A 25,391-nucleotide genomic window follows, 5' to 3' on the forward strand; every position below is an offset into this window, starting at 1 on the left:
GGCAGCGAGGCGGTCGGGCCGGGGCCCGACGCCGGCTCAGTTTTCCTTCTTCTCTTCCTTGCGCTCGGTCTGGGTCTTGCTGACCAGCACCGGGCGGCCCTTGAACTTGTTGATGGCCTGGGCCAGCTGGAAGTCCTTGTCGGAGCCGAACTCGGGCACCTTGCGGTCGGCTGGCGCCTTCTTGGCCTCTTGTTCCAGCTTCAGCCGGGCTTCTTCACGGGCCTTTTCGCGCTCCGGGTCTTTTTGCTCGGGCCCCTGGCCGCTGCCCAGGTGCTTGTCCAGGTCGGCCTCGCGGGTGCGCAGGGCGGCAAACAGGTTGCCCTCTTCGGTTTCGTCCACCAGCACGTCGGGCACGATGCCCCGGGCCTGGATGGACTTGCCGCTGGGGGTGTAGTAGCGGGCGGTGGTCAGCTTGATGCCGGTGTCCGGGCCCAGCGTGCGCACGGTCTGCACCGAGCCCTTGCCAAAGGTCTGGCTGCCCATGATGGTGCCGCGTTTGTGGTCTTGCAGCGCGCCGGCGACGATTTCGCTGGCCGATGCCGAGCCTTCGTTGACCAGCACCACCAGCGGCACCGTCTTCAGGCCGGCCGGCAGCTTGCGCAGCACGTCCACGCCGCCACGGCGCTGGTAGAACTCGGGTGCGGCCTTGTAGACAAACTTGCTTTCGGCCAGCTGGCCGTTGGTGGAGACCACCGGCACGTTCTCCGGCAGGAAGGCCGACGAGATGGCCACGGCGGCGTCGAGCAGGCCACCGGGGTCGTTGCGCAAATCAAGCACCAGGCCCTTGATGTTGGGGTCTTGCTTGTAGATTTCGTCGACCTTGCGGGCGAAGTCGTCCACCGTGCGTTCCTGGAACTGGCTCAACCGAATCCAGGCATAACCCGGCTCGATGACCTTGCCCTTGACGCTCTGGGTCTTGATTTCTTCGCGGATGATGGTCACCGGGAAGCTGCGGTTCTCGTCCTTGCGGAAGATGGTCAGGTTGACCTTGGTGCCGGGCTCGCCGCGCATGCGCTTGACGGCCTCGTTCAGGGCCAGGCCCTTGACGGCGGTGTCGTCGATCTTGGTGATCAGGTCGTTGGGCTTGAGGCCGGCGCGGAAGGCCGGTGAGCCTTCGATGGGCGAGACCACCTTGACCAGGCCGTCTTCCTGGCTGATTTCGATGCCCACTCCGACAAAACGGCCGGACGTGCCTTCGCGGAATTCTTTGTAAGACTTCTTGTCGAAATACTGGGAATGCGGGTCCAGGCTGGCCACCATGCCGGTGATGGCGTCGGTGATGAGCTTTTTCTCGTCGACCGGCTCCACATAGTCGCTCTTGACCAGGCTGAACACCGCTGCGAGCTGCTGCAACTCCTCCAGCGGCAAGGGCGCCAAAGCCCCTCGCGCCACGGTTTGCAAGGACACGGTGGTCAGGGCGCCCGCCAAGGCGCCCAGGGAAATCCAGCCGGCGATTTTCAGTTGTCTGCGCATAAATTGATGACCTTCAGCGGGGCAATATACACCTTGGAGGGCAGCGCCGCCCCCCGGTTCCCCGAAAGCCCGGCAGACCGGCTGGCCGCCTGCCGATTTCGTGGTTTTCTGCCGACCGGCTGCGGGTTTTCCAGGGCCTCAGCGCTGGCCCTGGGCGGCCACCGCGGCCGCCGCCTTGACCGCGGCTTCGGCGTCACCGAGGTAGTAATGGCGCAGCGGCTGCAGGTTGGCGTCCAGCTCGTAGACCAGCGGAATGCCGTTGGGGATGTTGACGCCGACGATGGCGTCGTCCGAGATGCCGTCGAGGTATTTCACCAGCGCCCGGATGGAGTTGCCGTGCGCCGCCACGACGATGCGCTTGCCGGCCTTGATGGCCGGGGCCATGGCCTCGTTCCAGAACGGCAGCACCCGGGCAACGGTGTCTTTCAGGCATTCGGTGAGCGGAATCTGCTCGGGCTTGAGCTTGGCGTAGCGCAGGTCGCCACGCTCGCTGCGCGGGTCGCTGGCCTCCAGCGCCGGCGGCGGGGTGTCGTAGCTGCGGCGCCAGACCAGCACCTGGGCGTCGCCGTACTGCTTGGCCATGTCGGCCTTGTTCAGGCCCTGCAGCGCGCCGTAATGGCGCTCGTTGAGGCGCCAGCTGTGCACCACCGGCAACCAGGTGCGGTCCATTTCGTCCAGCGTGTGCCACAGCGTGCGGGTGGCGCGTTTGAGCACGCTGGTGTAGGCCACGTCGAACTCGTAGCCCTCGGCCTTCAGCAGCCGGCCGGCGTTTTTGGCTTGCTCGACGCCGGTGGGCGTCAGGTCCACGTCGGTCCAGCCGGTGAAGCGGTTTTCAAGGTTCCAGGTGGATTCGCCGTGGCGAATCAGGACGAGTTTGTACATGGGGTGTCCGGGAAAAAGGGCGGCCAATCGGAAAGAATCAACCCAGCATTCTAAAATCGTGGGCTTCGCCGTCCTGACGGCACCCGTCCGGGTGTGTGGTCAGCGACGGTTCCAACCCAAGGAATTGCGTGACTTTCATCATCAACAACTGGCTGCTGATCACGGTGGCCCTGGCGTCTGGCGCGGGTTTGCTGTGGCCGGTGCTGCGCGGTGGCGCCGCCCAAGGCCTGGCCAGCAGCGACGCGGTGCTGCTGATCAACCGTGAAAAAGCGGTGGTGCTCGACGTCAGCGAGCCCGAGGAATTTGCCAAAGGCCACATCGTGGCTGCCCGCAACCTGCCGTTCGGCCAGGTCGAGGAAAAACTCACCTCGGTGGTCAAGAACAAGGCCTTGCCGCTGATCCTGGTCTGCCCCACCGGTGCGCGCGCCGGCCGCTTGCTGGCCACGGCCAAGAAACTGGGTTACGAAAAGGCCCATGTGCTGGCCGGCGGGCTCAACGCCTGGAAAGCCGCTAACCTGCCGGTGGTCAAAAGCTGAGCCACCCATGCAAGCCGTCAAGATTTACACCACCGCCACCTGCCCCTATTGCATCCGTGCCAAGCAAATCCTCCAGTCCAAGGGCGTGACCCAGCTGGAAGAGGTGCGGGTTGACCTGTTGCCCGAGCGCCGAGCCGAGATGATGGAGGCCACCGGCCGCCGCACCGTGCCGCAGATCTACATCGGCGCCACCCATGTGGGCGGCTGCGACGACCTGATGGCGCTCGACAGCCGGGGCGGCCTGGTGCCGCTGCTGCAGGCCGCCTGACAGCGCCCCCAACCTGACATAATTTCTGCGCCGGCCGGGGCTCGCCCCGGCCTTTGTGTGCCCGGTGGCGCACGCCCCCTACCTTGTTCCTCCGAAAGATTTCCATGGCCGACCTCGACCCCGTGTTCAACATCCAGCGCGTCTACCTGAAAGACCTGTCGCTGGAGCAGCCCAATTCGCCCGCCATCCTGCTCGATCCCGAGCAGCCCACGGTCGACATCAAGCTGAACGTGGACGCCCAGCCGGTGGCCGACGGCATTTTCGAAGCCACTGTCACTGCCACCGTGCACACCACCATCAAGGACAAGACGGTGTTCCTGGTCGAGGCCAAGCAGGCCGGCATCTTCGAGATCCGCCACCTGCCCGAAGACCAGATGGGCCCGGTGTTGGGCATTGCCTGCCCGCAAATCATCTACCCCTATTTGCGCGGCAACGTGTCCGACGCCATCACCCGCGCCGGCTTCCCGCCGGTCTATTTGGCGGAAATCAACTTCCAGTCGATGTACGAGCAGCAGCAGGCTGCCAGCGCGGCAGCCGCCAACGGCGCCGCCCAGGCCTGAGGCCCGGGGCCCCACGCGCCGTGGCCCGCCCGGACGGCATGAACATCCTGATGCTGGGCGCCGGTGCCTGGGGCACGGCGCTGGCCATTGGCGCGGCCAGCGTGCCCCCGGGGGCCGCAGACGCCCGCCACCGGGTGACGCTGTGGGCGCGCGACGCCGCCCAGGCCGCCCAGATGCAGGCCGAACGCTGCAACACCCGCTACCTGCCTGGCCTGGCCCTGCCGCCGGCACTGACGGTGCGTGGCGACCCCTTGACCGCATTTCCCGCCCTTTGGGCCCAACAAGACCTGGTGGTGGTGGCCACGCCCATGGCCGGGCTGCGCGCCATGCTGGGCGCACTGGCCGGCTGCCCGGCCCCGGTGGCCTGGCTGTGCAAGGGTTTTGAGCTGCCCAGCGGCGCCGGTGTGGGCCTGCTGGGCCACGAGGTGCAGGCCGAGGTGGCGCGTGCCGCCGGTGTGGCCATGCGCTGTGGCGTGTTGAGCGGCCCCAGCTTCGCCCAGGAGGTGGCCCGTGGCCAGCCCACTGCGCTGGTGGCGGCCAGTGCCGACGCCAGCGTGCGCGAGGCCCTGGTGGCGGGCTTCCACAGCGCCACCCTGCGGGTCTACGCCAACGATGACATCGTCGGCGTGGAGGTGGGTGGGGCGGTGAAAAACGTGCTGGCGATTGCCACCGGCCTGTGTGACGGCCTGCAGCTGGGCCTGAACGCCCGCGCCGCCCTGATCACCCGTGGCCTGGCCGAAATGACCCGGCTGGGCCTGGCGCTGGGCGCGCGCGCCGACACCTTCATGGGCCTGAGTGGCCTGGGCGACCTGGTGCTCACTGCCACCGGTGATTTGAGCCGCAACCGCCGCGTCGGCCAGCTGCTGTCCGAGGGCAAAACCCTGCAGCAGGCGGTGGACTCGCTGGGCCATGTGGCCGAGGGCGTGTACAGCGCTCGCACCGTGGTGCAGCGCGCCCGCACGCTGGGTGTGGACATGCCCATTGCCGAGGCCGTGGTGGCCTTGCTCGACGGCCAGATGCGACCCACCGAGGCGGTGGCCCGGTTGATGGGCCGGGGCGCGCGCGGCGAGGGCTGAACGCCCCGGCGCTCAGCGCCCGCCGTTCAGATTTCCAGGTTGTCGATCAGCCGGGTGCCGCCCAGCTTGGCCGCCCCCAGCAGCACCAGCTTGCCGGCTTGCGCGTCGGCGGCCTCGGGCGGCTGCAGGTCGTGGCGGCGCCGCACCGTCAGGTAGTCGGGCCGCCAGCCGCGGCGGGCCAGGGTGTGCATGGCGCGGGCCTCGATGCCCTCGCGGGCGGCCGGCAGGTCGTGTGCGGCCAGGGCCTCGGTGGCCATGTTCTTCAGGGCCAGCGACAGCTGCACCGCCTCGGCCCGCTCGGCGGCGCTGAGGTAGCCGTTGCGCGAACTCAGGGCCAGGCCGTCGGGCGCGCGCAGCGTCTCGCCCGCTACCACCTCGATGGGCAGCACAAACTGCCGCACCATGTGGCGGATCACCATCAGCTGCTGGTAGTCCTTCTTGCCGAACAGCGCCACACCGCCGGGCGTGGCACCGAACACGCAGGAGAACAGCTTCATCACCACGGTGCTGACGCCGATGAAAAAGCCGGGCCGGAAATGGCCTTCCAGCAGGTCGGCCAGCTCGGCCGGCGGGTGCACCTTGAAGCCCTGGGGCTCGGGGTACATCTCCTTCTCGGTTGGCGCGAAGACGATGTCGCAGCCGGCATCGGCCAACTTGGCGCAGTCGGCGTCGAAGGTCCGGGGGTAGGTGTCAAAGTCCTCGTGCGGCGCGAACTGCAGCCGGTTGACGAAGATGCTGGCCACGGTGATGTCACCCAGCGGCTGGGCCTGGCGCACCAGGGCCAGGTGGCCGTCGTGCAAATTGCCCATGGAGGGCACAAAGGCCGGCTTGCGAAAGGCCTGCAGGTGCTGCCGCAGCTCGGCAATGGTGTGGACGACGTGCATGTCGGGGCGGGAAGAAGTGCAAAGCGGTTACTGTAGCCGCTCCGCCAGGGCTCACCAGGCGTGCAAGGTGTTGTCTGGGAAGCTGCCGTCTTTCACCGCTTTCACGTAGGCGGCGATCGCGTCCTGCACGCTGTGGGCACCTTCCATGAAGTTGCGCACGAACTTGGGGTTCTTGCCCAGGTTGATGCCCAGCATGTCGTGCAACACCAGCACCTGCCCAGCCGTGCCCTTGCCCGCACCAATGCCGATGGTGTGGCAATGCTTCAGTTCTTCGGTCAGCGGCGTGGCCAGGCGCTCGGGCACCATCTCCAGCACCATCATCGCGGCGCCAGCGTCTTCCAGCGCATGGGCCTGCTGCTTCATCAACTGCGCGGCCGCGTCTTCGCGGCCCTGGACCCGGTAGCCGCCCAGCGCGTGCACGGTCTGTGGCGTCAGCCCCAGGTGGGCGCAGACCGGGATGCCGCGCTCGACCAAAAAACGCACAGTCTCGGCGGTCCAGCCGCCGCCTTCGAGCTTGACCATGTGGGCGCCGGCCTGCATCAGCACGGTGGCGCTGCGCAGCGCCTGCTCTTTCGACTCCTGGTAGGTGCCAAACGGCAGGTCGGCGATCAGCCAGGCGCTGGCGCTGGCGCGGCGAAGGCCACGGGCCACGCTGTCGGTGTGGTGGCGCATGGTTTCCAGCGACACGCCCACGGTGCTGGACAGGCCCTGGCAGACCATGCCCAGCGAGTCCCCCACCAGGATGCAGTCCACGCCGGCGGCGTCGGCCACCGCGGCAAAGGTGGCGTCGTAGGCGGTCAGCATGCTGATCTTCTCGCCGCGTTCGCGCATCTGCGCCAGCCGCGGCAGGCTGACCGGTCGGCGCAGCGGCTGGGGAGAGGTGGTGGGCAGGGAGCCGTAGGCGGTGGCCGGTGCGGGAGCGGGAGCAATCATGGGCGGGTTGGCGCAAGGCCAGGGAGTCCGTGAGGCCGCCAGTCTAGTCCATCTCCCAGCGATGCCAGGGTCCCCAATGCCTGTGGGCCCATCCAGCGCTCAGGCCGGTCCATTGGCCGTTTGGCCAGTCTGTCTTCAGCCGAATGGACGATGAAGAAAGCGGAACAAGTTCATAGACTGGCCCGCAGTGTCGGACAAACAAGAGGGAGACCGTGATGTTTTTCACGTTGACGACTGTGCTTCGCCTCGGCGTTGTCGCCAGCAGTGCGCACTGACGGGCCCGGAGCGAGACCCGCATGGCCAACACCCTTGCCACCTTCTCGGTTGTCGACGGCCTGCGCCTGTACCTGCAACGCGCCTACGACACAGCCACCGTCAAGCCCGCGTCGGGTCTGACCTTCGAAGTGGCCAGTGCCCACCAAGTCAACGAGTCGAAAAACGCACGCGACGTGCTGACCATCTTTTTGTACCGCATGACGGTCAACGAGCACCAGCGCAACCACAGCGCCCAGCCCTACCGCGAACGGGCACCGCTGTCGCTGGACCTGCACCTGCTGCTCACCGCCTGGTGCGAAAAACCGCGCACCGAGCAGGCCTTGCTGACCTGGACCATGCGCGAGTTGTACCAGCGCCCCGTGCTCGACCTGTCGGTGCTGTCGTCCGAGGCCGGCTGGAGCCAGGGTGATGTGGTGCAACTGGTGCCCTCGGAACTCAGCAACGAGGACCTGATGCGCCTGTGGGATGCGGTGACGCCGCCTTACCACCTGTCGATCTCCTACATCGCCCGCATGGTGAAAATCGACGCCGATCCTTTCCCGACCTTCCCGCCGGTGGTGGCCACGCGTTTCGATATCGAGGACATCGCGCGATGATCACCGCCCGCCTCGACCGCCGCGTGCTCGGCGCCGTTCAGTTCCTCGATGCCACCACCGGGGCGACCATTGCCCGCGCGCTGCGCGTCGAGACCGATGCCAGGGTCTACCGCCAGCGCAGCGGCCTGCTGGTGGTGGCCGACGCGCCGGGCCTGCACGACCACACGCTGGAATTTCAAGCGCCACCGGCCTTGCCGGCGGTCGGCTCGAGGCCCGTCACGCTGCGCATCAGCGACCCCGACCACCAGTACCAGACCACCACCGTCACCCTGCCGCTGCCGCGCGATCCCGACCCCGCAGCGGCCGACAGCGTGCTGCAACCGCAGCCCGTCCGGCTGTGGCGCACCGGCGCCGCACCGGTGTCGCCGAGCTGGACGGTGTACCGGGCCACGCTGGTGGCCACAGGCACCGACCACCCCATTGCCGGCGCCCTGGTCAGCCTGGAAACCGACAACCACACCGTGCGGGTGTTGAGCGACGCCACCGGCCAGGTGACGCTGGCCCTGGTCGGTCAGCCGCTGTTCACGCTGGGCGCCGACGCCACACTGACCCGCTCGATCGCCGCCCAGATCACTGTGCGTCCCAGCCAGCCGGCGGCCGCACTGGCCGACATCGAGGCTGAAATCGACCGCCTGGCCGCCCAGCCGGCGGCCGCCACCTTCGCCCGCAGCCTGCTCACCGGCGCCGCGACCCACGAGGTCCTGGCGATCGGGCCCTGAGCCAGGACCGTTTTCACCACCTGTCTGATCACCGAGTCGCCCACCGACCCGACAACCGAATGGAGGTCCACCGTGCCTGAATACCTTGCCCCCGGGGTGTACGTTGAAGAAACCAGCTTTCGCAGCAAGTCCATCGAAGGCGTCAGCACCAGCACCACGGCCTTCATCGGCCCCACCCTCAAAGGGCCGGTGATGCCGCGCACCGCCGCCGAGCGCTGGAACGCCACGCCCGAGCTGCTGACCAGTTTTGCCGACTTCGAGCGCATCTACGGCGGCTATGAATCACTGAGCTACGGGGGCACGGCCGTGGTCAACCACCTGGCCCATGCGGTGCAGGCCTATTTCAACAACGGCGGTGCGCGCTTGTATGTGGGGCGCCTGCTCAAGGGCAACCTGGTGCATGCCAGCTCGGCGGTGCTGGCCCAGGTGGCGGCCGGCGCCACCGGCGAGGTCAGGCTGCGGGCCCGCTTCCCCGGCAGCTACTTCAACGCGGTGACGCTGAGTGCCCAGGCCTTGTTCACGCCCACCTCGGCCGCCGCCTTGCCCAACCTGCCGGCCGACACCGTGCTGCGGGTGGTCGATGCCGCCCAGGCCGCCTTCACCGCGGTCCAGTTCATCAAGGACGGCGCGGACTGGAAGAAGCGCACCGCACCCGACCAGGCCTTGTCGGCTGCTGCCGCGGGCGACTTCACCGGCAACAAGCTGTTCCAGACCGTCTCCGCCGTGCTCACGGCCAGCCACCGCAATGGCGACACGCTGTGGACCGACACCGTCTCCTTTGTGCGCACCGCACCCGACTTCATCGGCAACAGCCTGGCCGACACCCAGGCCAGGCGCAGCACCGACCTGACCCTGCCGGTGGCCTTGCTGTTCGGTGGCGCCCCGGCGGCACTGGCCAACGCCGAGGCCATCGATAAACTGGCGCGTGGCCTGCTGGGCAACATCGCCGCGGCCGATGTGCCGGCGGCCAATCGCGTGCCGCTGGGCAGCGGCACCGGTGCGGTGGCGGGCTCCGATGGCGACGCGCTGCCCGACGGCACCGAAGCCACGGTGGCGCTGAACTACCTGCTGGGCATGGAGGACATCTCCATCGTCGCCGCGCCCGGCCTGTCGCACACCCCGTCGGTGCAGGGGGCCTTGATCGCCCATGCCGACAAGCGCCGTTCCTACCGCATCGCGGTGCTCGATTCGGCGCCCGGCCAGCTGGTCTCCGAGGTGCGCACCGCCCGCGGCCTGATCGATTCCACCCATGCCGCGCTGTACTACCCCTGGGTGGTGGTGACCAACCCGCTGGCCAGCCCGCGCAACACCGAGCCGGCCGAGCTGACCGTGCCGCCCTCGGGTTTCGTGGCCGGCATCTATGCCCGCACCGACGTGGAACGCGGGGTCTGGAAGTCGCCCGCCAACGAGGTGGTGCGCGGCGCGCTGCGCTTCGAGCGCGAGGTCAGCTTCCCCGAGCAGGAGGTGCTGAACCCGATCGGTGTGAATTGCCTGCGCAGCCTGCCCGGCCGGGGGCTGCGGGTCTGGGGCGCCCGCACCGCGAGTTCCGATCCGGAATGGAAATACGTCAGCGTGCGCCGCTTCTTCAACTACCTCGAAGCCTCCATCGACCGCAGCACCCAGTGGGCGGTGTTTGAGCCCAACGGCGAACGCCTGTGGGACAACGTGCGCAACAGCGTGGCCGATTTCCTGTTCAACGAATGGAAGCAGGGCGCGCTGCTGGGCCTGAAACCCGAAGAGGCGTTTTTTGTGCGCTGCGACCGCACCACCATGAACCAGAACGACCTGGACAACGGCCGCCTGGTCTGCCTGGTCGGTGTGGCGGTGGTCAAACCGGCCGAGTTTGTGATCTTCCGCATCGGCCAGAAAACCGCCGATGCCAAAGCCTGACAAGGAGCTGAACCATGATCCAACGTGACACGCCCTACGGGGCCTTCAACTTCCTGGTCGACCTGGGCGACGGTGTGTCCGGCGGCTTCTCCGACGTCTCCGGCCTGGTGACCGAAATGACCGTGGCCGAGTACCGCAACGGCAACGAGCCCGAGAACCATGTGCGCAAGATCCCTGGCGTGCACAAGGTCGGTGACGTGACGCTCAAGCGCGGCCTGATCGGCAGCAACGACCTGTTCGGCTGGATCAAGGACACCCGGACCCAGGGCCACAAGGCCAAGCGCACCGTCACCATCCAGCTGCTGGACGAAACCCGGGCCAATGTGGCCCAGACCTGGAAGCTCACCGGCGTGATCCCGCTCAAGTACACCGGCCCCACGCTGGCAGGCAAGGGCGGCGGCGACGTGGCCATGGAAGAGCTGGTGCTGTCTTGTGAAGGCTACGAGGTCGAGTGAGCGCCTGACCCGCTGGAAACACCGCCATGTGGACCCGTCTGGAATTCGCCGCCGCGGCCCCGCCCGGACCGTCGCTCGACCGTGCCGATGTGGCGCTGTTCGTCGGCGCGGTCACGCGCCGACGCCTCGGTGACGACCTGCAGGCCCCGCCCACGCCCCTGCCCGACACGCTGGTCCGCTGGTGGGACCGTGGCCAGGGCTGGTGGGAACATGAGCGCCGTCCCGGCCAGCCGCGCCATGACCGCGCCCACCTGCTGAACCTGCCGGTGCCACTGACCGGCTGGAGCGAGTTCGAATCGCTGTTTGTGGTCGATCGCCCGGTGGCCGGCCCGGCCGGCCTGCGGGTGGCCTGCCCGCTGGCGGCCGCCGTGCGGGCCTTTTTTGCCGCAGGCGGGCGGCGCTGCTACCTGGTTCGCACCGGCGACGCCTGGCCCTGCGCCGAGCCCGGCCGCGCCCGCTTCGAGGGCAACCCGCTGCTGCAGAGCACGCCGCTGCCGGTGCCGGCCCAGCCCGGTGACGCACCGCTGCTGGAGACCTCCGAGCTGCATGCCGACCGGGCGGCCGCCCGCGTGGCGCTGCTGCCCGGTCTGCGCGCCACGCGCGACACCGTGGTCAGCCAGTCCACCCTGACCGCCAGCCACTGGGCCGAGTGGCAGGGCGCGCAGTGGGTGTATGGCCTGCCCGACGTGGCCATGCTGCTGCTGCCTGACCTGCCCGAGGCCTTTTCTGTGGCGCCGGTCGTGCCCCCGCGCGAGCAGCGCAGCGGTGCCCCGCTGGAAAGTTTTGCCCCCTGTGTGGCCGCTGACGAGCCGCCGCAGACCACCCGTTTGCGCCTGCTTACCGCACCGGCGCTCGACACCCCGGGTTTCGAGGCCTGGCGTCTTGCGATTGCCCATGCACTGGCCTTGCTGGGCGGCCCGTCGCCGGCGCTGCAGCGGCGGGATGTGCAGCTGATCGCCGCCTTGCCCTTGCCCATCGACCCGATCGCCCAGACCTTGACGCTGCTGCCCCGGGCAGACGCATCGGCCCAGGTCGACGACTGGCTGGCCCCGTTGCTGACCCTGCCCGCCGACGGCGACGACCAACAGGGCGGCGACCTGCGCCACCACCAGCTGCAGCTGACCTGGCCCTGGTTGCACAGCCAGCGCAGCCAGGACCTGCCGCAACTGGTCGAGCCGCCCGACGGCGCCTTTGCCGGTGCGCTGGCCGCACAAACCCTGCGCCTCGGCGCCTTCCATTCGGTGGCCCTGAGTGCGGCTGCCGGCGTGACCGCCACCTTGCCGCCCTGGACCGACCGCGACGCGCGGCATGCGCTGCAGCTGTCGGGCGACCCCCAGCCCCGCCCGGTCAGCGAGGTGTTGACGCTGTGCCTGCCACGCCGCAGTGGCAGCCGCGGCGGCTTCGAGTGGGTCAGCGACCGCACCACCGCCCAGGACCCGGTGCTGCGCATCGGTGCCGTGCGGCGGCTGATCGCCCATGTGATGCGCCATGCCCGCCGGGTGGGCGACGATTTTGTGCACGAACCCTCCAACGAAGCCACCTGGTTCCGTGTGCGGGCCGCGCTCGACGCGCTGGGTGAACGCATCCAGCGTGCCGGCGCGCTGGACAACAGCGCGGGCGACGGCTGGCAGGTGATCTGCGACCGCCGCAGCATGCTGCAGGCCGACATCGACGCCGGCCGGCTGATCGCCCAGATCCACCTGCGGCCGGCCCTGCCCATCGAGCGCATCGTCGTCACGCTGACGCTGCGCGACGGCGCGGCCTCCGCGCTGCTGGAGGCCGCATGAGCTTGTCGGCCGGCGTCAGCGTCAATTTCAGCCTGGGTGGCCCCGACCGCGCGGCCGGTCCGCAGGACGAGGCGCCTTGGCCGGCCTTCCGCTTCCACCTGGAGTTTGTCCGGGTGTCGCTGGCCGGTGGGTCCGCCGCCTCCAGCCAGGGCGGCAGCGGCTCGGCCACGCCGCTGGTGTGCCAGGGCGCTTTCAGCGAGGTCAGCGGCCTGGAGGCCACCCACGAACCCAAGTTCATCCGCGAAGGAGGCCTGGCCTACGGTGGCCACCAGCGCCCGGGCAATGTCAGCTTTGCCACCGTGGTGCTCAAGCGCGGCATGACCGGTTCGCGCGACCTCTGGACCTGGTTCTTCAACACCGTCCAGGGCAGCAACGGCCCGGCCTGGGGCGAGCGTCTGACGGTGTTCGTCAACTTGCAGGGTACCGATGGCCGCACCCGGCTGCGCTGGAAGATCGACCGGGCCCTGCCGGTGAAGTTCCGCGCCAGCGACCTGCACGGCACCGGCACCGAGCTGGCGATCGAAGAACTTCACCTGGCCCACGAGGGCCTGACGGTCGAGCCGGTGATGGCCTGACCCCACCCCATGCAATGAGCCCGCGCCATGCCCGACCTTGCCCGCGCCTATTTCATCCGCACCGCTGACGAAGCCGGCGGCAGCGCCGCCCCGGCGTCCGAGGGGGCGGGTGTGGGCAACGGCACGGCCAGCGTGCCGGCCAAGGCCGTGCCGGTGCAGTTCAACCCGCTCACCTTGCAGTACGGCCTGACCGTCAACAACCCGCAGGCCGGCGCCCAGCCCCAAAGCACCCAGCATGTGGCGCGCGCCGAAGCCACGCTGGAGATGGACCTGGTGTTCGACAGCACCCACGACGGCAGCGACGTGCGGGCCCGCTCGGTGCCGGTGCGCAACCTGGCCTTGTCGGCCGAAACCGCGCCGGCCGCAGCCGGCAGCCCGGCCGACCAGGCGCCACCCAAGGTGGCTTTTGTCTGGGGCACCTTCCGCTTTGTCGGGGTGGTCAGCGGTTTCCGCGAGTCGCTGGACTTCTTTTCTGCCGAGGGGGTGCCGCTGCGCGCCGCGGTCCATGTGTCGCTGCGTGGCACACAGAACAGCGAGGCCTTCACGCCGCCGGCCCGGCAGGCCACGCTGGGCTCGGGGCTGGCGCAGTCGCTGGGCAGCCTGGGCCGCCAGGACGCGTCGGCCGGCCGGGCCGCTGGCGCGGCCCTGGGGGCGGCGAGCCTGCGTGTCGGGCTGGGTGCGGGTGCCGGGGCCGGCCTGCGTGTGGGGGCCTCGGTGGCTGTGTCCGCCTCAGGGTCGGCTGCATCGTCCAGCCTGGCATTGGGCCAGCTGGCCCAGGTCAGCACCCAGGTCCAGGCCGGTGCGGCCAGCCCGCTGGGCGGCAGCTTCGGTTTCGGTGGCGTGGCGCAGGGCGCCGAACCGGCGGGTTTGCGCTCACGCCTGGGGGTGCTGAACTTCTCGGCATCGGGGGAATGAATGAACACCACGGAAAGCGGGGGAGTGCATGGCCATCGTGATTGACGAATTCGAGGTGGTGGCCGAGCCCGTCGGCACGCCGTCCGGGCCGCGGGGTGCCAGCGGCGAGGCCGGCCAGAACCCACCCGATGCGCGCCCGGTGCAACTGCAGCGGGCCATCGAGCAATGGGCTGCGCTGTCGGCCGAACGCGCGCTGCGCGTCGACGACCGCTGACCCATCCCAACCCCACCCCCATTCATCGCCATGCCAGACACCGACCTGCTCTTCTCCACCGGCCCACGCATCCGGGTCGGCGGCCGCGAGTTGGCGCGAACCGCGAATGCGGTGCTGCAGGTCTCGGTGTGTGAAACCGACGAGGGCATGGCGACGCTGGAACTGGACCTGCTCAACTGGCAGGCCGAGAGCGATGCCGGCGAGGCGGGTTTTGCCTTCGAAGACGAAGCCGGGCTGCGCCTGGGGGCAGACATCGAGGTGCTGGCCGCCATCGACGGCGACAGCACCGAGCCCATCTTCAAGGGCCGTGTCCATGCGCTGGAAGCGGTGTACGCCGAGGCCGAGCCGCCACGCCTGACCGTGCTGGCCGAAGACCACACGGCCGCCTTGCGCCTGCAGCGCCGCAGTGCGCGCTACCCGGACCAGCGCGCCAGCGAGGTGCTGCGCCAGATCGCGTCCGACCACGGTCTGAGCGTCCAGATCGACCATGACTTTGGTGCCACGCTGGACTGGCTGCAGCTGGGCGAAACCGACCTGGCTTTTGTGCGGCGCCTGTGCGCCACCCATGGCAAACGCCTGCGCCTCAGCGACCGTGTGTTGACGGTGGAAGACGGTGCACAAGGCGCTGGCGAGGCCCCCGCCGTGGCGCTCGATGTGCTGGCCAGCCTGGTCAACACCCGGGTGCTGGCCGACCTGGCCCACCAGTGCACCGGCGTGCGTGTCACCGGCTTTGATTTGCACAGCGGCCAGGCCATCGACGAAACCGCCTCGCAGATGGCCCTTCTGCCCGGCAACGGCCGCAGCGGCCCCGAGCTGTTGCGCCAGGCCGTTGGTGAGCGGGTCGAGCCTTTGTCGCACCGCGCCGGCTGGACGGCCACCGAGGCCCGCGCCCTGGCCCAGCAGGCGCTGGACGACCGGGCCCGCCGTTTTCTGCGGCTGCGCGCCACCGCGCTGAACACGCCGCGCCTGCGCTGCGGCGCGCTGGTCGACCTGAGCGGTGCCGGCCCGCGTTTCTCGCAGCGCTACGTGGTGTCGCGTGTTCAGCACCGCTTCGACACCGCCATGGGTTTTCGCACCGAGTTCGAGGCCTTTGGCGCCTACCTCGGTCAACCGTCTTGAGGCCGCCCATGGACCGCCCGCCCTGGTTTCTTCCCGTCCCGGCCGCCCTGGCTGCTGCAGCCGCTTCGCTGCAACTGGGCCGGGTCACCTCGGTGCAAGACCCGGACAGCCAGGGCCGGGTCGAGGTGGAAATGCTGAGCCTGCCGGCCGACCCCTTGCCCCGGGCCTGGGCCCGGGTGGCCGTGCCCTTTGCCGGCGACCAGCATGGCGCCTGGCTGATCCCCAGCGTGGGCGACCAGGTGGTGCTGGCCTTTGTCGGCGGCGATGCCCGGGTGCCGGTGGTGCTGGGCTCGCTGTGGCACGGCCAGGCCGCGCCGGCTGTGCAGCCCGATGGTAGCGAGATCAAGACCTGGGAGCTGCGTGGCCGCAACCAGACCCGGCTCACGCTGACCGAGGCCGCGCAGTCCGCCATCGAGCTCGAAACCAGTGCCGGCGTCAAACTCCGGTTGGCCGACGACGGCAGCGGCACCTGCCGGCTGGACTGTGGCGCCACCACCATCACCATCGACGCCGCCGGCGTCAAGATCCAGACCTCGGGAAAGCTGGAGGCCACCGCCACCAGCGTCAAGGTGTCGGCGGCCACCGTCAACGTCGACACCGCCTTGGCCACCTTTTCCGGCGTGGTCAAGTGCGAGGTGCTGCAGGCCTCCAGTGTGATCTCGGCCTCCTACACCCCCGGCGCGGGCAACATCTGGTGAGGCCGGCATGAGCACCCCCGCCGAACTCGCCCCCCACCCGCGCGCCCTGGTGCCGCTGCGCCAGCGAGTGGGCGCTGCCGGCCACGACCTGTTGCCCCGCCCGCTGCCGCCCGCCCATGGCCCGCACCCCGTGGTGCTGCGCGGCCTGGGGGCCGAACGGGGCCTGGGCCCGGCCCAGCCCACGCTGGTGGCGCGCACCGAAGACGATTTCGTCGCGGCCGTGCAGGCGCTGCTGGCCGAGCAGGGTGGGGCGGCCCGGCTGGTCGATGCCATGGCCTTGTTGCCGCGCGATGCCCAGGGCCATTTCAAGTTCTACCCGCCGGTGCAGCGGGTGCACCAGCTGGTGCTGGTCGAGGCCTGCTGCGCGCAGCCGGGTTTCCCCCGGCTGGACCCGCATGCCATCGACAGTGCCGGCATGGTGCTGCGCCGCCCGGTGGTCGATGCCGGTCAGCCGCTGCCGTCCTGGCTGGCCTGGCAGCGGCGCGGCGAGCAGCCGGTGGGCTGGGTGCCGCTGGCCGCCCGGCCCGGCCCCGGCGTGGTGGCCGAACTGGACGAGCCCGAGGCGCTGCGCCGCCGTCCGCATGAACTCACCGGCAATGCCCATGTCGACGCCCAACTGCAGGCCCTGGTGCGCCGCCGCGGCGCTTCGCCGGTGGCCCATACCCCGCCCAGCGAGCGGGTGGTGCCGCTGCATGCGCTGCCCGAGGCCTTGTGTGCGGCGCTGGGCCGCACGCTGCTGCTGGGCTACCTGCCGGTGGCCACCGACGAGGTGGTCGACAGCAGCGAACCCAGCCGCGCCGCGCCCGGCCCGGTCGAGGTGCAAGACCTGCAAAACCACCTGATGCACTACCTGCGGGCCGGTCCGCTGAAGCCGCTGCCGCGCGCCGACGAGCCCGTCCATCCCGGCTGGCTGGACACCGTCAGCCAGGCCCCGGATGGCACCGGCGACACCACCGGCACACCGGCCGTGGGGCGCTGGGTGCAGACGCTGATGCAGTTGCACCTGGAGTTCGACCTCACCGCCAGCGGGCCCGAGGCCGCCGGCCTGCAGCAGGCGTTTTCCGCCTACCGCGTGGTGCGGGTCAGCGCCGCGGCGCGCGACGCTGCCGGCGGCTCGCTGACCGCCTGGGTGGCCGCGTTGTGCCGGGCCCGACCGCTGTGGTCTGCCGCCCAGGCGGCCCAGGCTTTGTCCGTCGGATTCGAGGACGGCGCTGGGGCCTCCCTGGTCAACGCCTTGTTTGCCGACTGGCTGGCCCGTGGCCGGCCCCGGCTGGACCCGGCGGCCTGGCTGGGCACGGAGACCGACGCGCAGGTGCGGACCCGCATCCGGCGTTTGCTGGCCGGCACCACCGTGGCCCCGGCGCTGGACTTTGTGCGCGCCGCGGTCGAGGTCTTGCTGGGCGATGCCACGCCCGCGCAGGCGCTGGTCCAGCCCGATTTCTGGGCCGAGGTCTCACCGGCCGCGGATGCGGCCTTCGCCGCCGCCGCCGCCGCCCGGGTGCACCAGCGCGAGGCCGCGATGTTCAGCGGCGCCGGCAAGCGCCTCAGCGAGCCCGGCACACCGCTGGCCGTGCGCTGTTTCCTGCGCCTGAAGTCGCCCGCGGGCTGCCCGCCCACGCTGGTCTGGAGCGCCAGCAGCGCGACCTTCAGCGTCGCCCCCTGGTGGGAAGCGGGCGGTGCCAAACCCCGCGTGATCGACATGCCCGACCCGTTTGACCGCCAGGTGCTGCGCCAACTCAAACCCAGCATCGGTTTTGCCATGCCGGGCCGGCTGGGTCAGCTGATGTCGCCCGCCAACCTCGACAAGCTGAAAGACGGCAAGAAGCCCTCGGAGGGCGGCGGCATCGGCGTCGACTGGCTGTGTGGTTTCAACATTCCCATCATCACCTTGTGTGCGCTGCTGGTGCTCAACATCTTTCTGCAGCTGATGAACATCATTTTCTGGTGGCTGCCCTTCGTGAAGATCTGCCTGCCCATCCCACGCAAAAAATGACACCCCGCCCATGACCACGAGCCCGCCCGATCCCTCCCTGCCGGCCGAACGCACCCGTGCACCTCTGCGCGCGCGCTCGGTGGTCGGCTCGCTGGCCGCCGCCGGCACCGTCCGCGCCGAGACCGCCGCCTGGTTTGCCCAGCCGCTGAGCTGGCCGCTGCTGCCGGTGCCCGATGCCCAAGGGCAGCTGCAATGGCCCAGCCTCGGCGACTCGGTGCGCGACAGCCTGCGGGTGCTGCTGGCCACCCTGCCTGGCGAGCAGCTGCAGCACCCGCGTTTTGGCGTCGGGCTGGAGCGTGACCTGCAGCGCCCCAACCAGCTGGCCACCCGCGCCGACATGGTGCGCCGCATTACCGAGGCCATCAAGACGCACGAACCGCGGGTCGGTGTGGACCTGGTCGACGTCAGCCCCGAAGACAGCGGCCGCCGCCTGCGTGTCGAAATCCGCTACCGCATCAACGCCACCGGACAGTCCCAGCGTTTGAGCGTGGCCGCCAGCGTGGCCGATGCCATGCCCCCGTCCTGAGAGGAAGGCGAGAGATGCCCATCAACCTGCCTGTCATTGACGACCGCCGCTACCAGGACCTAGTGGACGAGGCCCTGGCACGCATTCCGGCCCACACCCCCGAATGGTCGCAGCCCCGCGTCGGCGACCCTGGCGTCACCCTGGTCGAGCTGTTCGCCTGGCTGGCCGACACGGTGCTGTACCGCGCCAACCTGATCCCCGAACGCCAGCGCCTGGCCTTCCTGTCGCTGGTCGGGCGGCAGCTGCGGCCGGCGGTGGCCGCCACCGGCCTGGTGGCCCTCGGCACCGAAGGGCTGGCCGCCATTGAGGTCAAAAAGGGCAGCACGCTGGACGGGCCGCCGGCCTTCCAGTCGCAGGACACGCTCACCGTGTTGCCGGTGCAGGGCCGCTGCTTCATCAAACGCGGGCTCAGCCCCACCGAGCAGAACAACGCGGTGACGCTGCTCAGCCAGCTGCAGGATTTGTATGCGCTGAGCCAGCCACCCCAGGGCTATGTGACCCACGAGGTCTTTGCGCCGGTGCCCGGCGGTGGCGAGCCGGTGCCGGTGGACATCGCCGCCCAGTCGGTGGACGGCTGTTTGTGGATCGCGCTCACCGCGGCCAAGGCCGAGCAGGTGGAAGCCGCCCGCGCGGTGCTGGGCACGGCCGAGGGTGGGGCGCGCCGGCGCCTCAACATCGGCCTGGCGCTGGCGCCCCAGGTGATGGGCCTGGACCCAAGCATCGGCCAGCAGGTCAAGGTGCCCCATGTGTGGGAGATGTCCACCGGCGCCCTGGACGAGGCTTGCAACGCCCGCTTTCTGGAACTGGAGCCAGAAGACGACAGCACAGCGGTGTTGTCGCGCAGCGGTGTGCTGCGGCTGGCGCTGCCGGCGGCCAGCCAGATCGGCGTGCCCGAGAACGACCCGCGCCGCTTGCTCCAGGCCGGTGTCGGCGGCAACCCGCCCCGCATCGACGACCCGGCGCTGGCCGCCCGGCTGGTGGGCTGGCTGCGCCTGCGCCTGACGGCCAGCCCGGCCCTGCGGCATTTCGCCATCCAGTGGGCCGGCATCCACGCGGTGCGCATCGTGCAGCGCCAGACGCTGAACCCGCGCCTGCTGGGCACCGGCGACGGCGGCAGCGCCCAGAGCTTTTCGCTGGGGGTGGCCAACGTCGACGCGGCCAGCCTGGTGCTGGAGGTCGAGCACCCGCAAAGCCGTGCTTTCGAGCCCTGGCGCCCGGTGAGCGACCTCGGCGACAGCGGCCCTGACGCGCGGGTTTTCGAACTCGACGCCGAGGCCGGGGTGGTGCGCTTTGGCGATGGCCTGCACGGCGCCGCGCCGGCGGCCGGCGTGCGGGTCCGGGCCACCACCCTGCAGGCCGGCGGCGGCGTACAGGGCAACCTGCCGGCGCAAAGCCTGCAGCGCATGGTGCTGCCCGGCGTCGGCCCGCTGAAAGTGCAGCAGGCCTTGCCCACGCTGGGCGGGGCCGATGCCGAAACCCTGGAGCAGGCCGAGCGCCGCATTCCCGCCGCGCTGCGCCACCGCGACCGTGCCGTCACCGCCAGCGACTACCGCGACCTGCTGACCCAGCTGCCGCGCGGCGACGTGGGCCGGGTCGAGGTGCTGCCGCGCTTCAAGCCGCAGGAACGCGAGCCCGATGTGCCCGGCGTGGTCAGTGTGATGGTGTGGCCGCGCTCGGCCAGCGCCGATTACCGGGCGCCGGCGCCGCGCGCCGACCGCCTGCTGCTGGAAGCCGCCCATGCCTGGCTGGAGCCGCGCCGGCCACTGGGCACCGAGCTGTACGTGATCGGCACCGAGTACGTGGGCATGGGCCTGGCCATCGCGGTGCGGGTGCGCGACGGCCATGCCGCCGAAGAGGTGCTGCCAGCGGTGCGGCTGGCCTTGCGCAGGTTCCTCTGGGCCCTGCCCGATGGCGGCCTGGACGGCCAGGGCTGGCCGCTGGGGCGCACGGTGGACAACCGCGAGCTGGAGGTGGTGGCCGCGCGGGTGCCCGGGGTTGAGGCCACCTCCGATGTCTCGCTGTTCCGGCAGACCGGCAGCGACCCCGCCCAGCCCCGCTGGCAGGGGGTGGCCCAGGACAGCCAGGACCGCGCCAGCATCCCGCTGCTGCGCTACCAGCTGCCCGAGCTGCTGGGGGTGTCGGTGGTGGAGGGCGATGTGCCGGCGGCCTCGCCCCAAGGCGCCGGCAGCGACGACCGCAACCCGGCCGGCCAGGGCGCGGCGGCCGTGCCCCTGGTGCCCGACCTGTGCTGACGACCCGGATGGACTGACATGGACATCAACGGAAGCCGCCACTGGGGTCTGCACGACGCGGTGCACTGGCCGCTGGACGCCAGCGCGCAGGACAGCGCGGCGGTGGTCTGGCAGCGCTGTGCGCTGAACCCGGACCGGCATGGCGCACTGCGCCTGCGCAGCGGCCTGCCGCCCGGCACCCTGGTGCCGCTGGCCCGCAGCGCCAGCCCGGTGCGGGCCGCGCTCGACGCCCAGGGTGCGCTGCTGTGGTGGGACGGCCAGGTGCTGGTCAGCGTGGGGGCGGCGCTGCGCGACCCCCAGGGCGTGCTGCACACGCCCGAGCCGGTCCACGTGCCGCTGCCCGACGACATCACCACCATCGCCGCCCTGGCCCTGGGCGACGACGGTGTGCTGTACCTCGCCAGTGGCGAGGCGCTGTGGCTGATCGACCGGCGCGAACGCGTGCTGGCGCAGAAGCTGGACACCCCGGGCTTTGCCGCCACCGCGCTGGCCGCCCGGCCGGGCGGTGGGGTGTGGGCGCTCGATGCCGCGCGCGGCACATTGGGCCGCACCCAGGGCTCGCCGCTGCCCCGCCAGGGCGTGGCGGTGGACGCCGACGAGGGCGCCCATTTCCACCCGCTAAGCCGCCACCCGGACCCGGCCCGGCTGGTGGTGCTGTCGGCGCGCCTGCGCGGCGACGATGGCGGCGCGGCGCTGGCCTGCCGGCCCGACGGCCTGCTGGCAGTGCTGGTGCGGCGCTCGGCGGCCGCCATCGGTCGCGGGGAGGCCGCCGCCGCCGTGCAGCTGCTGAACGGCAACGAGCAACTCACGCCGGCCTTCGAACTCGGCGGCGGCTGGGCCCCGCACGACCTGGCCTGGCGCGACGACCACACACTGGCCTTGCTGGGCCATGCCGCGCTGCGCGACGACCAGGGCGACGAACAGCACAACAGCGCCCACACCGTGGCGCTGCTCTACCCGGTGGACGCCGCCACGCTGGCCGAGGTGCTGGACGGCATCGACAGCCAGCCCCCGCGATTGCAACCGGCCGGCGACTACCTGCCGCTGATCGGCCACGACGGTGGCCCCCTGCTGGCGCCGCCGCCCGCCGCCCGCCTGGCCCTGCGCGCCGACCCGGCCGAGCGGGCCGCCGCCGCAGGCATCAGCGGGGCGCTGTCGGCCACCCCACCCGCGCTCAGCCATGCCGGTCTGGGCCATGTCTGCCATGAAGGCGTGGCCAGGCTGGTCCCCCAACCGAACGGCATGCCGGCGCTGAGCCTGCCGCGCTTGCGGCTGCGGCCGCTGATAGCCGTGCCCCAGCCACGCCGCGTCAGCCGCGGCTGGCGGGCCAACGCCTTGCCCGCCTGGTCGGCCCCCGACAGCGACCCGGTGCTGGCGCCGAGTGTGATCGACAGCCAGGATCCGCAAACCACCTGGGGCCGGCTGTGGCTGGAGGCCGACCTGCCGCGCGGCTGTGCCGCCGTGGTCTGGCTGGCCGCCAGCGACGTGGCGCCGCCGCCGCTGCCGGCGCTGGACCAGGCCTTCTTTGGCAGCGCGCCGGTGGGCCAGGCGCCCGGCGCCGGCAGCGCGTGGTGGCCCCACCTGGTGGGCGACGCCGCGGCCTTGCCCGGCCTGCTGGCCGCCTGGCCAGACCTGCCCCGCGCCGCCTGGCACGCCCGGGCCACCGAGGTGCCGGGCGCGCCCTCGCGCCTGGGCCTGGGCGACGAGCCGCCGCGCCCCGGCGAGCGTGGCCTGTTCGAGCTGCTGGTGCAGCGAGCCGGCGTGGCGGTGCGCAGCCTGCAGGGCCGGCGCCTGTGGGTGGTGGTGGAGCTGTTCGGCAACGGCCGCGACACCCCCACGGTGGCGGCGCTGCGGGCCACCGGCTGCCGTTTTTCCTACCGCGACCAGTACCTGCCGGCGCTGTACGGCGAAGCGCTGGACGGCAGCGAAGCCAACCAGCCGGCCCGCGCCACCGGCGCCGATTTTCTGGAACGCCTGCTCGCCAGCTTCGAGGGCGAGTTCACCCGCATCGAAGGCGCGATCGCCAGCGCCCACACCCTCACCCAGGCCGGCAGCTGCCCCAACGATTACCTCGACTGGCTGGGCCAGTGGGTGGGGCTGAGCTTCGACGCCGGGCTGTCGGAGCGACGCCGGCGCAGCCTGCTGCGGGCCTTCCCGGTGCTGTGGCGCCTACATGGCACGCTGCGCGGCCTGGAGCTGGCGCTGGAGCTGGCCACCGGCGGCGAGCTCAGCGACGACCGCGGTGACACCCTGGTCAGCGGCGGCGCCGTCAGCGGTGGCGAGGCGGTGGTGCTGGAGAACTGGCGTTTGCGCCGCAGCTTCGCCACCATCCTGGGCGCCGAGCTGTTCGACCGCGACGACCCGCTGATCGCCGGCCTGGCGCGCAGCGGCAACAGCCTGGTCGGCGACACCCTGGTGCTGGGTGACCCGCTGCGGCCGGAGTTCATGGCGCTCTACCGCACGCTGACCGGCGGCCCGGCGGTCGAGGCAGGCCGCACCCAGGCCCGCCAGACCCTGTACGACCGGCTGGCCCACCGTGTCACCGTGCTGGTCCACAACCAGCTCGGAGGCCAGGACCTGGGCCTGATGCGCCGGGTCTGCGCCTGGGCGGCGCCGGCCCATGTGCGGGTCAACGTCATTCCGTCCACCGCGCCTTTCCTGTGCGCCGTGGCCTCGTTGGTGGGGGTGGACACCTATTTGCTCGCCGGCGACCCGCAACGCCCCTTCACCGTGGGCGGGGCCGGGCCCGGGGGCCTGGGACGGCGCCGCGCCGACCCGGGCTCGCAGCTCGGCGGCATTGACCCGCTGGGCGAGGGCGCCACGCTCGATGCCAGCCTGGACGACTACGACTTCTCGGGCGGCACCCGGCCGCAGGCCGAGATGGTGGCGCCGGCCTTGCAGCCACTGAACCAGCCGTTGCGGCTGGATGCACGCGGCTCGCGGGCCGCGCCGGGGCGCAGCCTGGTGGCCTACCGCTGGCGCCTGAACGAACGACCCTGATGCCCTGACCTGAACCCCACGACCTGGAGAGCCACATGTCCACACCCGTTAAATTCACTCTGGGCCAGGAGGCCACCACCAGCGACCCGGTGGTCGAGGTGCAGTTCCCCGCCAACGCGCCGCCTAAGCCGGGTGTCTACGAGTTCCAGCTGGTGGTGGTGGACAACCTGGGCGTGGCCTCGGCACCGGCCACCGTCAAGCTGCAGATGCAGGGCGGCGCCAACGCCGTGCTGCGGCTGGCCAACGCCGACGGCAAACCGATCGACCAGAGCGTGTTCAAGCTCGGTTCGCAGATTTTCCTGACCGCCAGGGAATCGACCTCGGAGAACGGGGCGATCAAGTCCTTCACCTGGAAGCTCACCGCGCGCCCGGCCTGACGCGCGCCCACCCAACCCGCTGAAGCGCCACCATGGACACCCTGTTGCTCGACAAGGCCCTGCGCACCGCCGCGCCGGTGGTTCAGGTGCAGCCCGAACTGGGTGTGGGTGACTACACCGTCGATCTGACGCTGACGGACGCGGCGGGCGTGCAGGCAACCGCGCAGATCCGCTTTGCCATCCGCGACCGCACCGACCGGCCGCCCGTGGACCGGCCGCCCGTCGATGGCCCACCGCTGGAACGCCCCCGCGAGCGGCCGGTGGTCACGCCGGCACCGCGCCCGACCGAGCCACCAGCCACCCCCGCACCGCGGCCAACCCGTCCGCCGGTCAAGCGGCCGCGGCCGCCCACCCGGCCCATCGAGGGGTGACCCCGTCATGACCTCGCCACCTGCAGGAGCTTTGTGCCATGCCTGACACCCTGACCGCCCCCGCCAGCCCCACCGATGCCTGGACCAGCGACCCGCTGGTGCAGCAGCTGCTGGCGCTGACCCAGCGCGCCGAACGCCCCCATTACGAGGTGGGTGTGCTGCTCGACCGCGAGGATTTCATCGCCGAGCAGAGCTACCACCGCGGCCGGCTGGCGCGGGCCCTGGCCACGCTGTTCGGCCATGGCACGGTGGCTGGCCTGCGGGTGCGTGAACCACGCGACCCGGCCAACCCCGGCCAGCCGCGGCGCCCCAACACCGAGCGCGAAATCGAAATCGACCCCGGCCTGGCGCTGGACCGGCTGGGCCGGCTGATCGAGCTGCGCAGCACCCAGTGCTTCCGCATCCAGCGCTGGTTCGACTGGACGCTGGCCAACGACGCCGACGCGCTCGACGAAGCGGTGCTGGGCAGCGGCGCCAACGCCGTGCTGCTGCTCGACATTTTTGTGCACTTTGTGGTCTGCCAGCATGGCGCCACGCCGGCCTTTGCCACCGGCCCGTTCAACGCCACCGACGCCACCGTGCCGGCGCGCGAACACGACGCCTTCGAGCTGAGCTGGGTGTTGCGTCCGGCGGCCGAGGCCGACGCCTTGCCCGGCAACACCTGGCCGGCCTTTGACGCGGTCAACCAGGCCCTGGCGGCCCTGCCCACCGGCACGGCGGCCCAGCAGGCGGCCCGCGAGCGGCGCCGCAGCGAGCTGATCGGCGAGGCCATCCTGGGGGCCTGGGAGCCGCTGTCGGCCGATGCCCAGCGGCCTGCCCTGGGCCCGCTGACCGAACACCCGCGCGACGACTGGTGGGACCGGGTGCTGCTGGCCCGGGTCCGGGTGCCAGTGACGGCCGGTGCCGGCCATCCCCGGCTGGACGAGGCCCGTGCACTGGAGATCGACAACCTGGTCCGCCCCTTTGTCTATGTGCCCGGCCGCTGGCAGGGCCGCGCCCGCGTCTGAATTGCCCAC

The 25,391-nt window shown here is 70.9% G+C and carries 25 protein-coding genes; 21 read left to right on the forward strand and 4 right to left on the reverse strand.

What is annotated here, in order from left to right:
* Positions 1-36: 36 nt before the first annotated feature.
* Positions 37-1,473 (reverse strand): S41 family peptidase, encoded by a 1,437-nt coding sequence (locus AC4BAR_RS08180; protein ID WP_490627358.1) that lies wholly within the window; start codon positions 1,471-1,473, stop codon positions 37-39.
* Between the two features lie 138 nt (positions 1,474-1,611).
* Entirely contained in the window at positions 1,612-2,355 is a 744-nt protein-coding gene (gpmA, locus tag AC4BAR_RS08185; protein ID WP_490627359.1) for a 2,3-diphosphoglycerate-dependent phosphoglycerate mutase, read from the reverse strand.
* Positions 2,356-2,483: 128 nt separating this feature from the next.
* Between gpmA and AC4BAR_RS08190 the strand changes: the two genes are divergently transcribed.
* The 4 genes from AC4BAR_RS08190 (at position 2,484) to AC4BAR_RS08205 (ending at position 4,795) form a co-directional block, all read left to right on the forward strand.
* Positions 2,484-2,891, forward strand: a complete 408-nt coding sequence (locus AC4BAR_RS08190; protein WP_490627360.1) for a rhodanese-like domain-containing protein — start codon at positions 2,484-2,486, stop codon at positions 2,889-2,891.
* A 7-nt stretch (positions 2,892-2,898) separates the two neighbouring features.
* Positions 2,899-3,159, forward strand: a complete 261-nt coding sequence (gene grxC, locus AC4BAR_RS08195) for a glutaredoxin 3 (protein ID WP_490627361.1) — start codon at positions 2,899-2,901, stop codon at positions 3,157-3,159.
* A 104-nt stretch (positions 3,160-3,263) separates the two neighbouring features.
* A complete protein-coding gene (gene secB / locus AC4BAR_RS08200; protein ID WP_490627362.1) occupies positions 3,264-3,719 on the forward strand; it encodes a protein-export chaperone SecB in 456 nt (151 codons plus the stop codon).
* A gap of 38 nt (positions 3,720-3,757) precedes the next feature.
* Positions 3,758-4,795 carry an NAD(P)H-dependent glycerol-3-phosphate dehydrogenase gene (locus AC4BAR_RS08205; protein ID WP_490627918.1) on the forward strand — a complete coding sequence of 346 codons (1,038 nt, stop codon included), beginning with the start codon at positions 3,758-3,760 and terminating at the stop codon, positions 4,793-4,795.
* Between the two features lie 26 nt (positions 4,796-4,821).
* Here AC4BAR_RS08205 and panC read toward each other — a convergent pair whose 3' ends face one another.
* Both panC and panB read right to left on the reverse strand, forming a co-directional pair.
* Positions 4,822-5,679 carry a pantoate--beta-alanine ligase gene (gene panC / locus AC4BAR_RS08210; RefSeq protein WP_490627363.1) on the reverse strand — a complete coding sequence of 286 codons (858 nt, stop codon included), beginning with the start codon at positions 5,677-5,679 and terminating at the stop codon, positions 4,822-4,824.
* 51 nt (positions 5,680-5,730) lie between these two features.
* Positions 5,731-6,612 (reverse strand): 3-methyl-2-oxobutanoate hydroxymethyltransferase, encoded by an 882-nt coding sequence (panB, locus tag AC4BAR_RS08215; RefSeq protein WP_490627364.1) that lies wholly within the window; start codon positions 6,610-6,612, stop codon positions 5,731-5,733.
* Between the two features lie 296 nt (positions 6,613-6,908).
* On the opposite strand from panB, the gene AC4BAR_RS08220 reads away from it, so the two are divergent.
* The 17 genes from AC4BAR_RS08220 (at position 6,909) to AC4BAR_RS08300 (ending at position 25,382) form a co-directional block, all read left to right on the forward strand.
* The gene (locus tag AC4BAR_RS08220; RefSeq protein WP_490627365.1) at positions 6,909-7,484 is read left to right on the forward strand and encodes a Pvc16 family protein; all 576 of its coding nucleotides are present in this window, start codon (positions 6,909-6,911) and stop codon (positions 7,482-7,484) included.
* Positions 7,481-8,203 carry a hypothetical protein gene (locus AC4BAR_RS08225; RefSeq protein ID WP_490627366.1) on the forward strand — a complete coding sequence of 241 codons (723 nt, stop codon included), beginning with the start codon at positions 7,481-7,483 and terminating at the stop codon, positions 8,201-8,203. Before AC4BAR_RS08220 ends, AC4BAR_RS08225 begins: the two co-directional genes overlap by 4 nt.
* A 72-nt stretch (positions 8,204-8,275) precedes the next feature.
* Positions 8,276-10,093 (forward strand): phage tail sheath family protein, encoded by a 1,818-nt coding sequence (locus tag AC4BAR_RS08230; RefSeq protein ID WP_490627367.1) that lies wholly within the window; start codon positions 8,276-8,278, stop codon positions 10,091-10,093.
* 14 nt (positions 10,094-10,107) lie between these two features.
* Positions 10,108-10,548 (forward strand): phage tail protein, encoded by a 441-nt coding sequence (locus AC4BAR_RS08235; protein ID WP_490627368.1) that lies wholly within the window; start codon positions 10,108-10,110, stop codon positions 10,546-10,548.
* Positions 10,549-10,574: 26 nt separating this feature from the next.
* Positions 10,575-12,335, forward strand: coding sequence for a hypothetical protein (locus AC4BAR_RS08240; RefSeq protein WP_490627369.1), 1,761 nt, complete (start codon positions 10,575-10,577; stop codon positions 12,333-12,335).
* Positions 12,332-12,910, forward strand: coding sequence for a phage tail protein (locus tag AC4BAR_RS08245; protein WP_490627370.1), 579 nt, complete (start codon positions 12,332-12,334; stop codon positions 12,908-12,910). The genes AC4BAR_RS08240 and AC4BAR_RS08245 overlap by 4 nt, the downstream gene beginning before the upstream one ends.
* A 27-nt stretch (positions 12,911-12,937) precedes the next feature.
* Complete coding sequence (locus tag AC4BAR_RS08250) at positions 12,938-13,825, forward strand: CIS tube protein (protein ID WP_490627371.1); 888 nt, start codon at positions 12,938-12,940, stop codon at positions 13,823-13,825.
* A 28-nt stretch (positions 13,826-13,853) separates the two neighbouring features.
* Complete coding sequence (locus tag AC4BAR_RS08255) at positions 13,854-14,039, forward strand: hypothetical protein (RefSeq protein WP_490627372.1); 186 nt, start codon at positions 13,854-13,856, stop codon at positions 14,037-14,039.
* A 30-nt stretch (positions 14,040-14,069) separates the two neighbouring features.
* The gene (locus AC4BAR_RS08260) at positions 14,070-15,158 is read left to right on the forward strand and encodes a phage late control D family protein (RefSeq protein WP_490627373.1); all 1,089 of its coding nucleotides are present in this window, start codon (positions 14,070-14,072) and stop codon (positions 15,156-15,158) included.
* 8 nt (positions 15,159-15,166) lie between these two features.
* Entirely contained in the window at positions 15,167-15,856 is a 690-nt protein-coding gene (locus tag AC4BAR_RS08265) for a phage baseplate assembly protein V (protein WP_490627374.1), read from the forward strand.
* Between the two features lie 7 nt (positions 15,857-15,863).
* Complete coding sequence (locus AC4BAR_RS08270) at positions 15,864-17,849, forward strand: hypothetical protein (RefSeq protein ID WP_490627375.1); 1,986 nt, start codon at positions 15,864-15,866, stop codon at positions 17,847-17,849.
* 10 nt (positions 17,850-17,859) lie between these two features.
* On the forward strand, positions 17,860-18,375 hold the full coding sequence (locus AC4BAR_RS08275; protein ID WP_490627376.1) for a GPW/gp25 family protein: 516 nt from the start codon (positions 17,860-17,862) through the stop codon (positions 18,373-18,375).
* Positions 18,376-18,389: 14 nt separating this feature from the next.
* Positions 18,390-20,627, forward strand: coding sequence for a putative baseplate assembly protein (locus AC4BAR_RS08280; RefSeq protein WP_490627377.1), 2,238 nt, complete (start codon positions 18,390-18,392; stop codon positions 20,625-20,627).
* An 18-nt stretch (positions 20,628-20,645) separates the two neighbouring features.
* A complete protein-coding gene (locus AC4BAR_RS08285; RefSeq protein ID WP_490627378.1) occupies positions 20,646-23,627 on the forward strand; it encodes a phage tail protein in 2,982 nt (993 codons plus the stop codon).
* A gap of 35 nt (positions 23,628-23,662) precedes the next feature.
* Positions 23,663-24,004 (forward strand): hypothetical protein, encoded by a 342-nt coding sequence (locus AC4BAR_RS08290; protein ID WP_490627379.1) that lies wholly within the window; start codon positions 23,663-23,665, stop codon positions 24,002-24,004.
* Between the two features lie 32 nt (positions 24,005-24,036).
* Entirely contained in the window at positions 24,037-24,375 is a 339-nt protein-coding gene (locus AC4BAR_RS08295; protein ID WP_490627380.1) for a hypothetical protein, read from the forward strand.
* 38 nt (positions 24,376-24,413) lie between these two features.
* Positions 24,414-25,382: a hypothetical protein gene (locus tag AC4BAR_RS08300; RefSeq protein ID WP_490627381.1), complete on the forward strand. Its 969-nt coding sequence runs from the start codon at positions 24,414-24,416 to the stop codon at positions 25,380-25,382.
* Positions 25,383-25,391 lie beyond the last annotated feature (9 nt).

Source organism: Rhodoferax sp. SPJ4 (assembly GCF_058216275.1).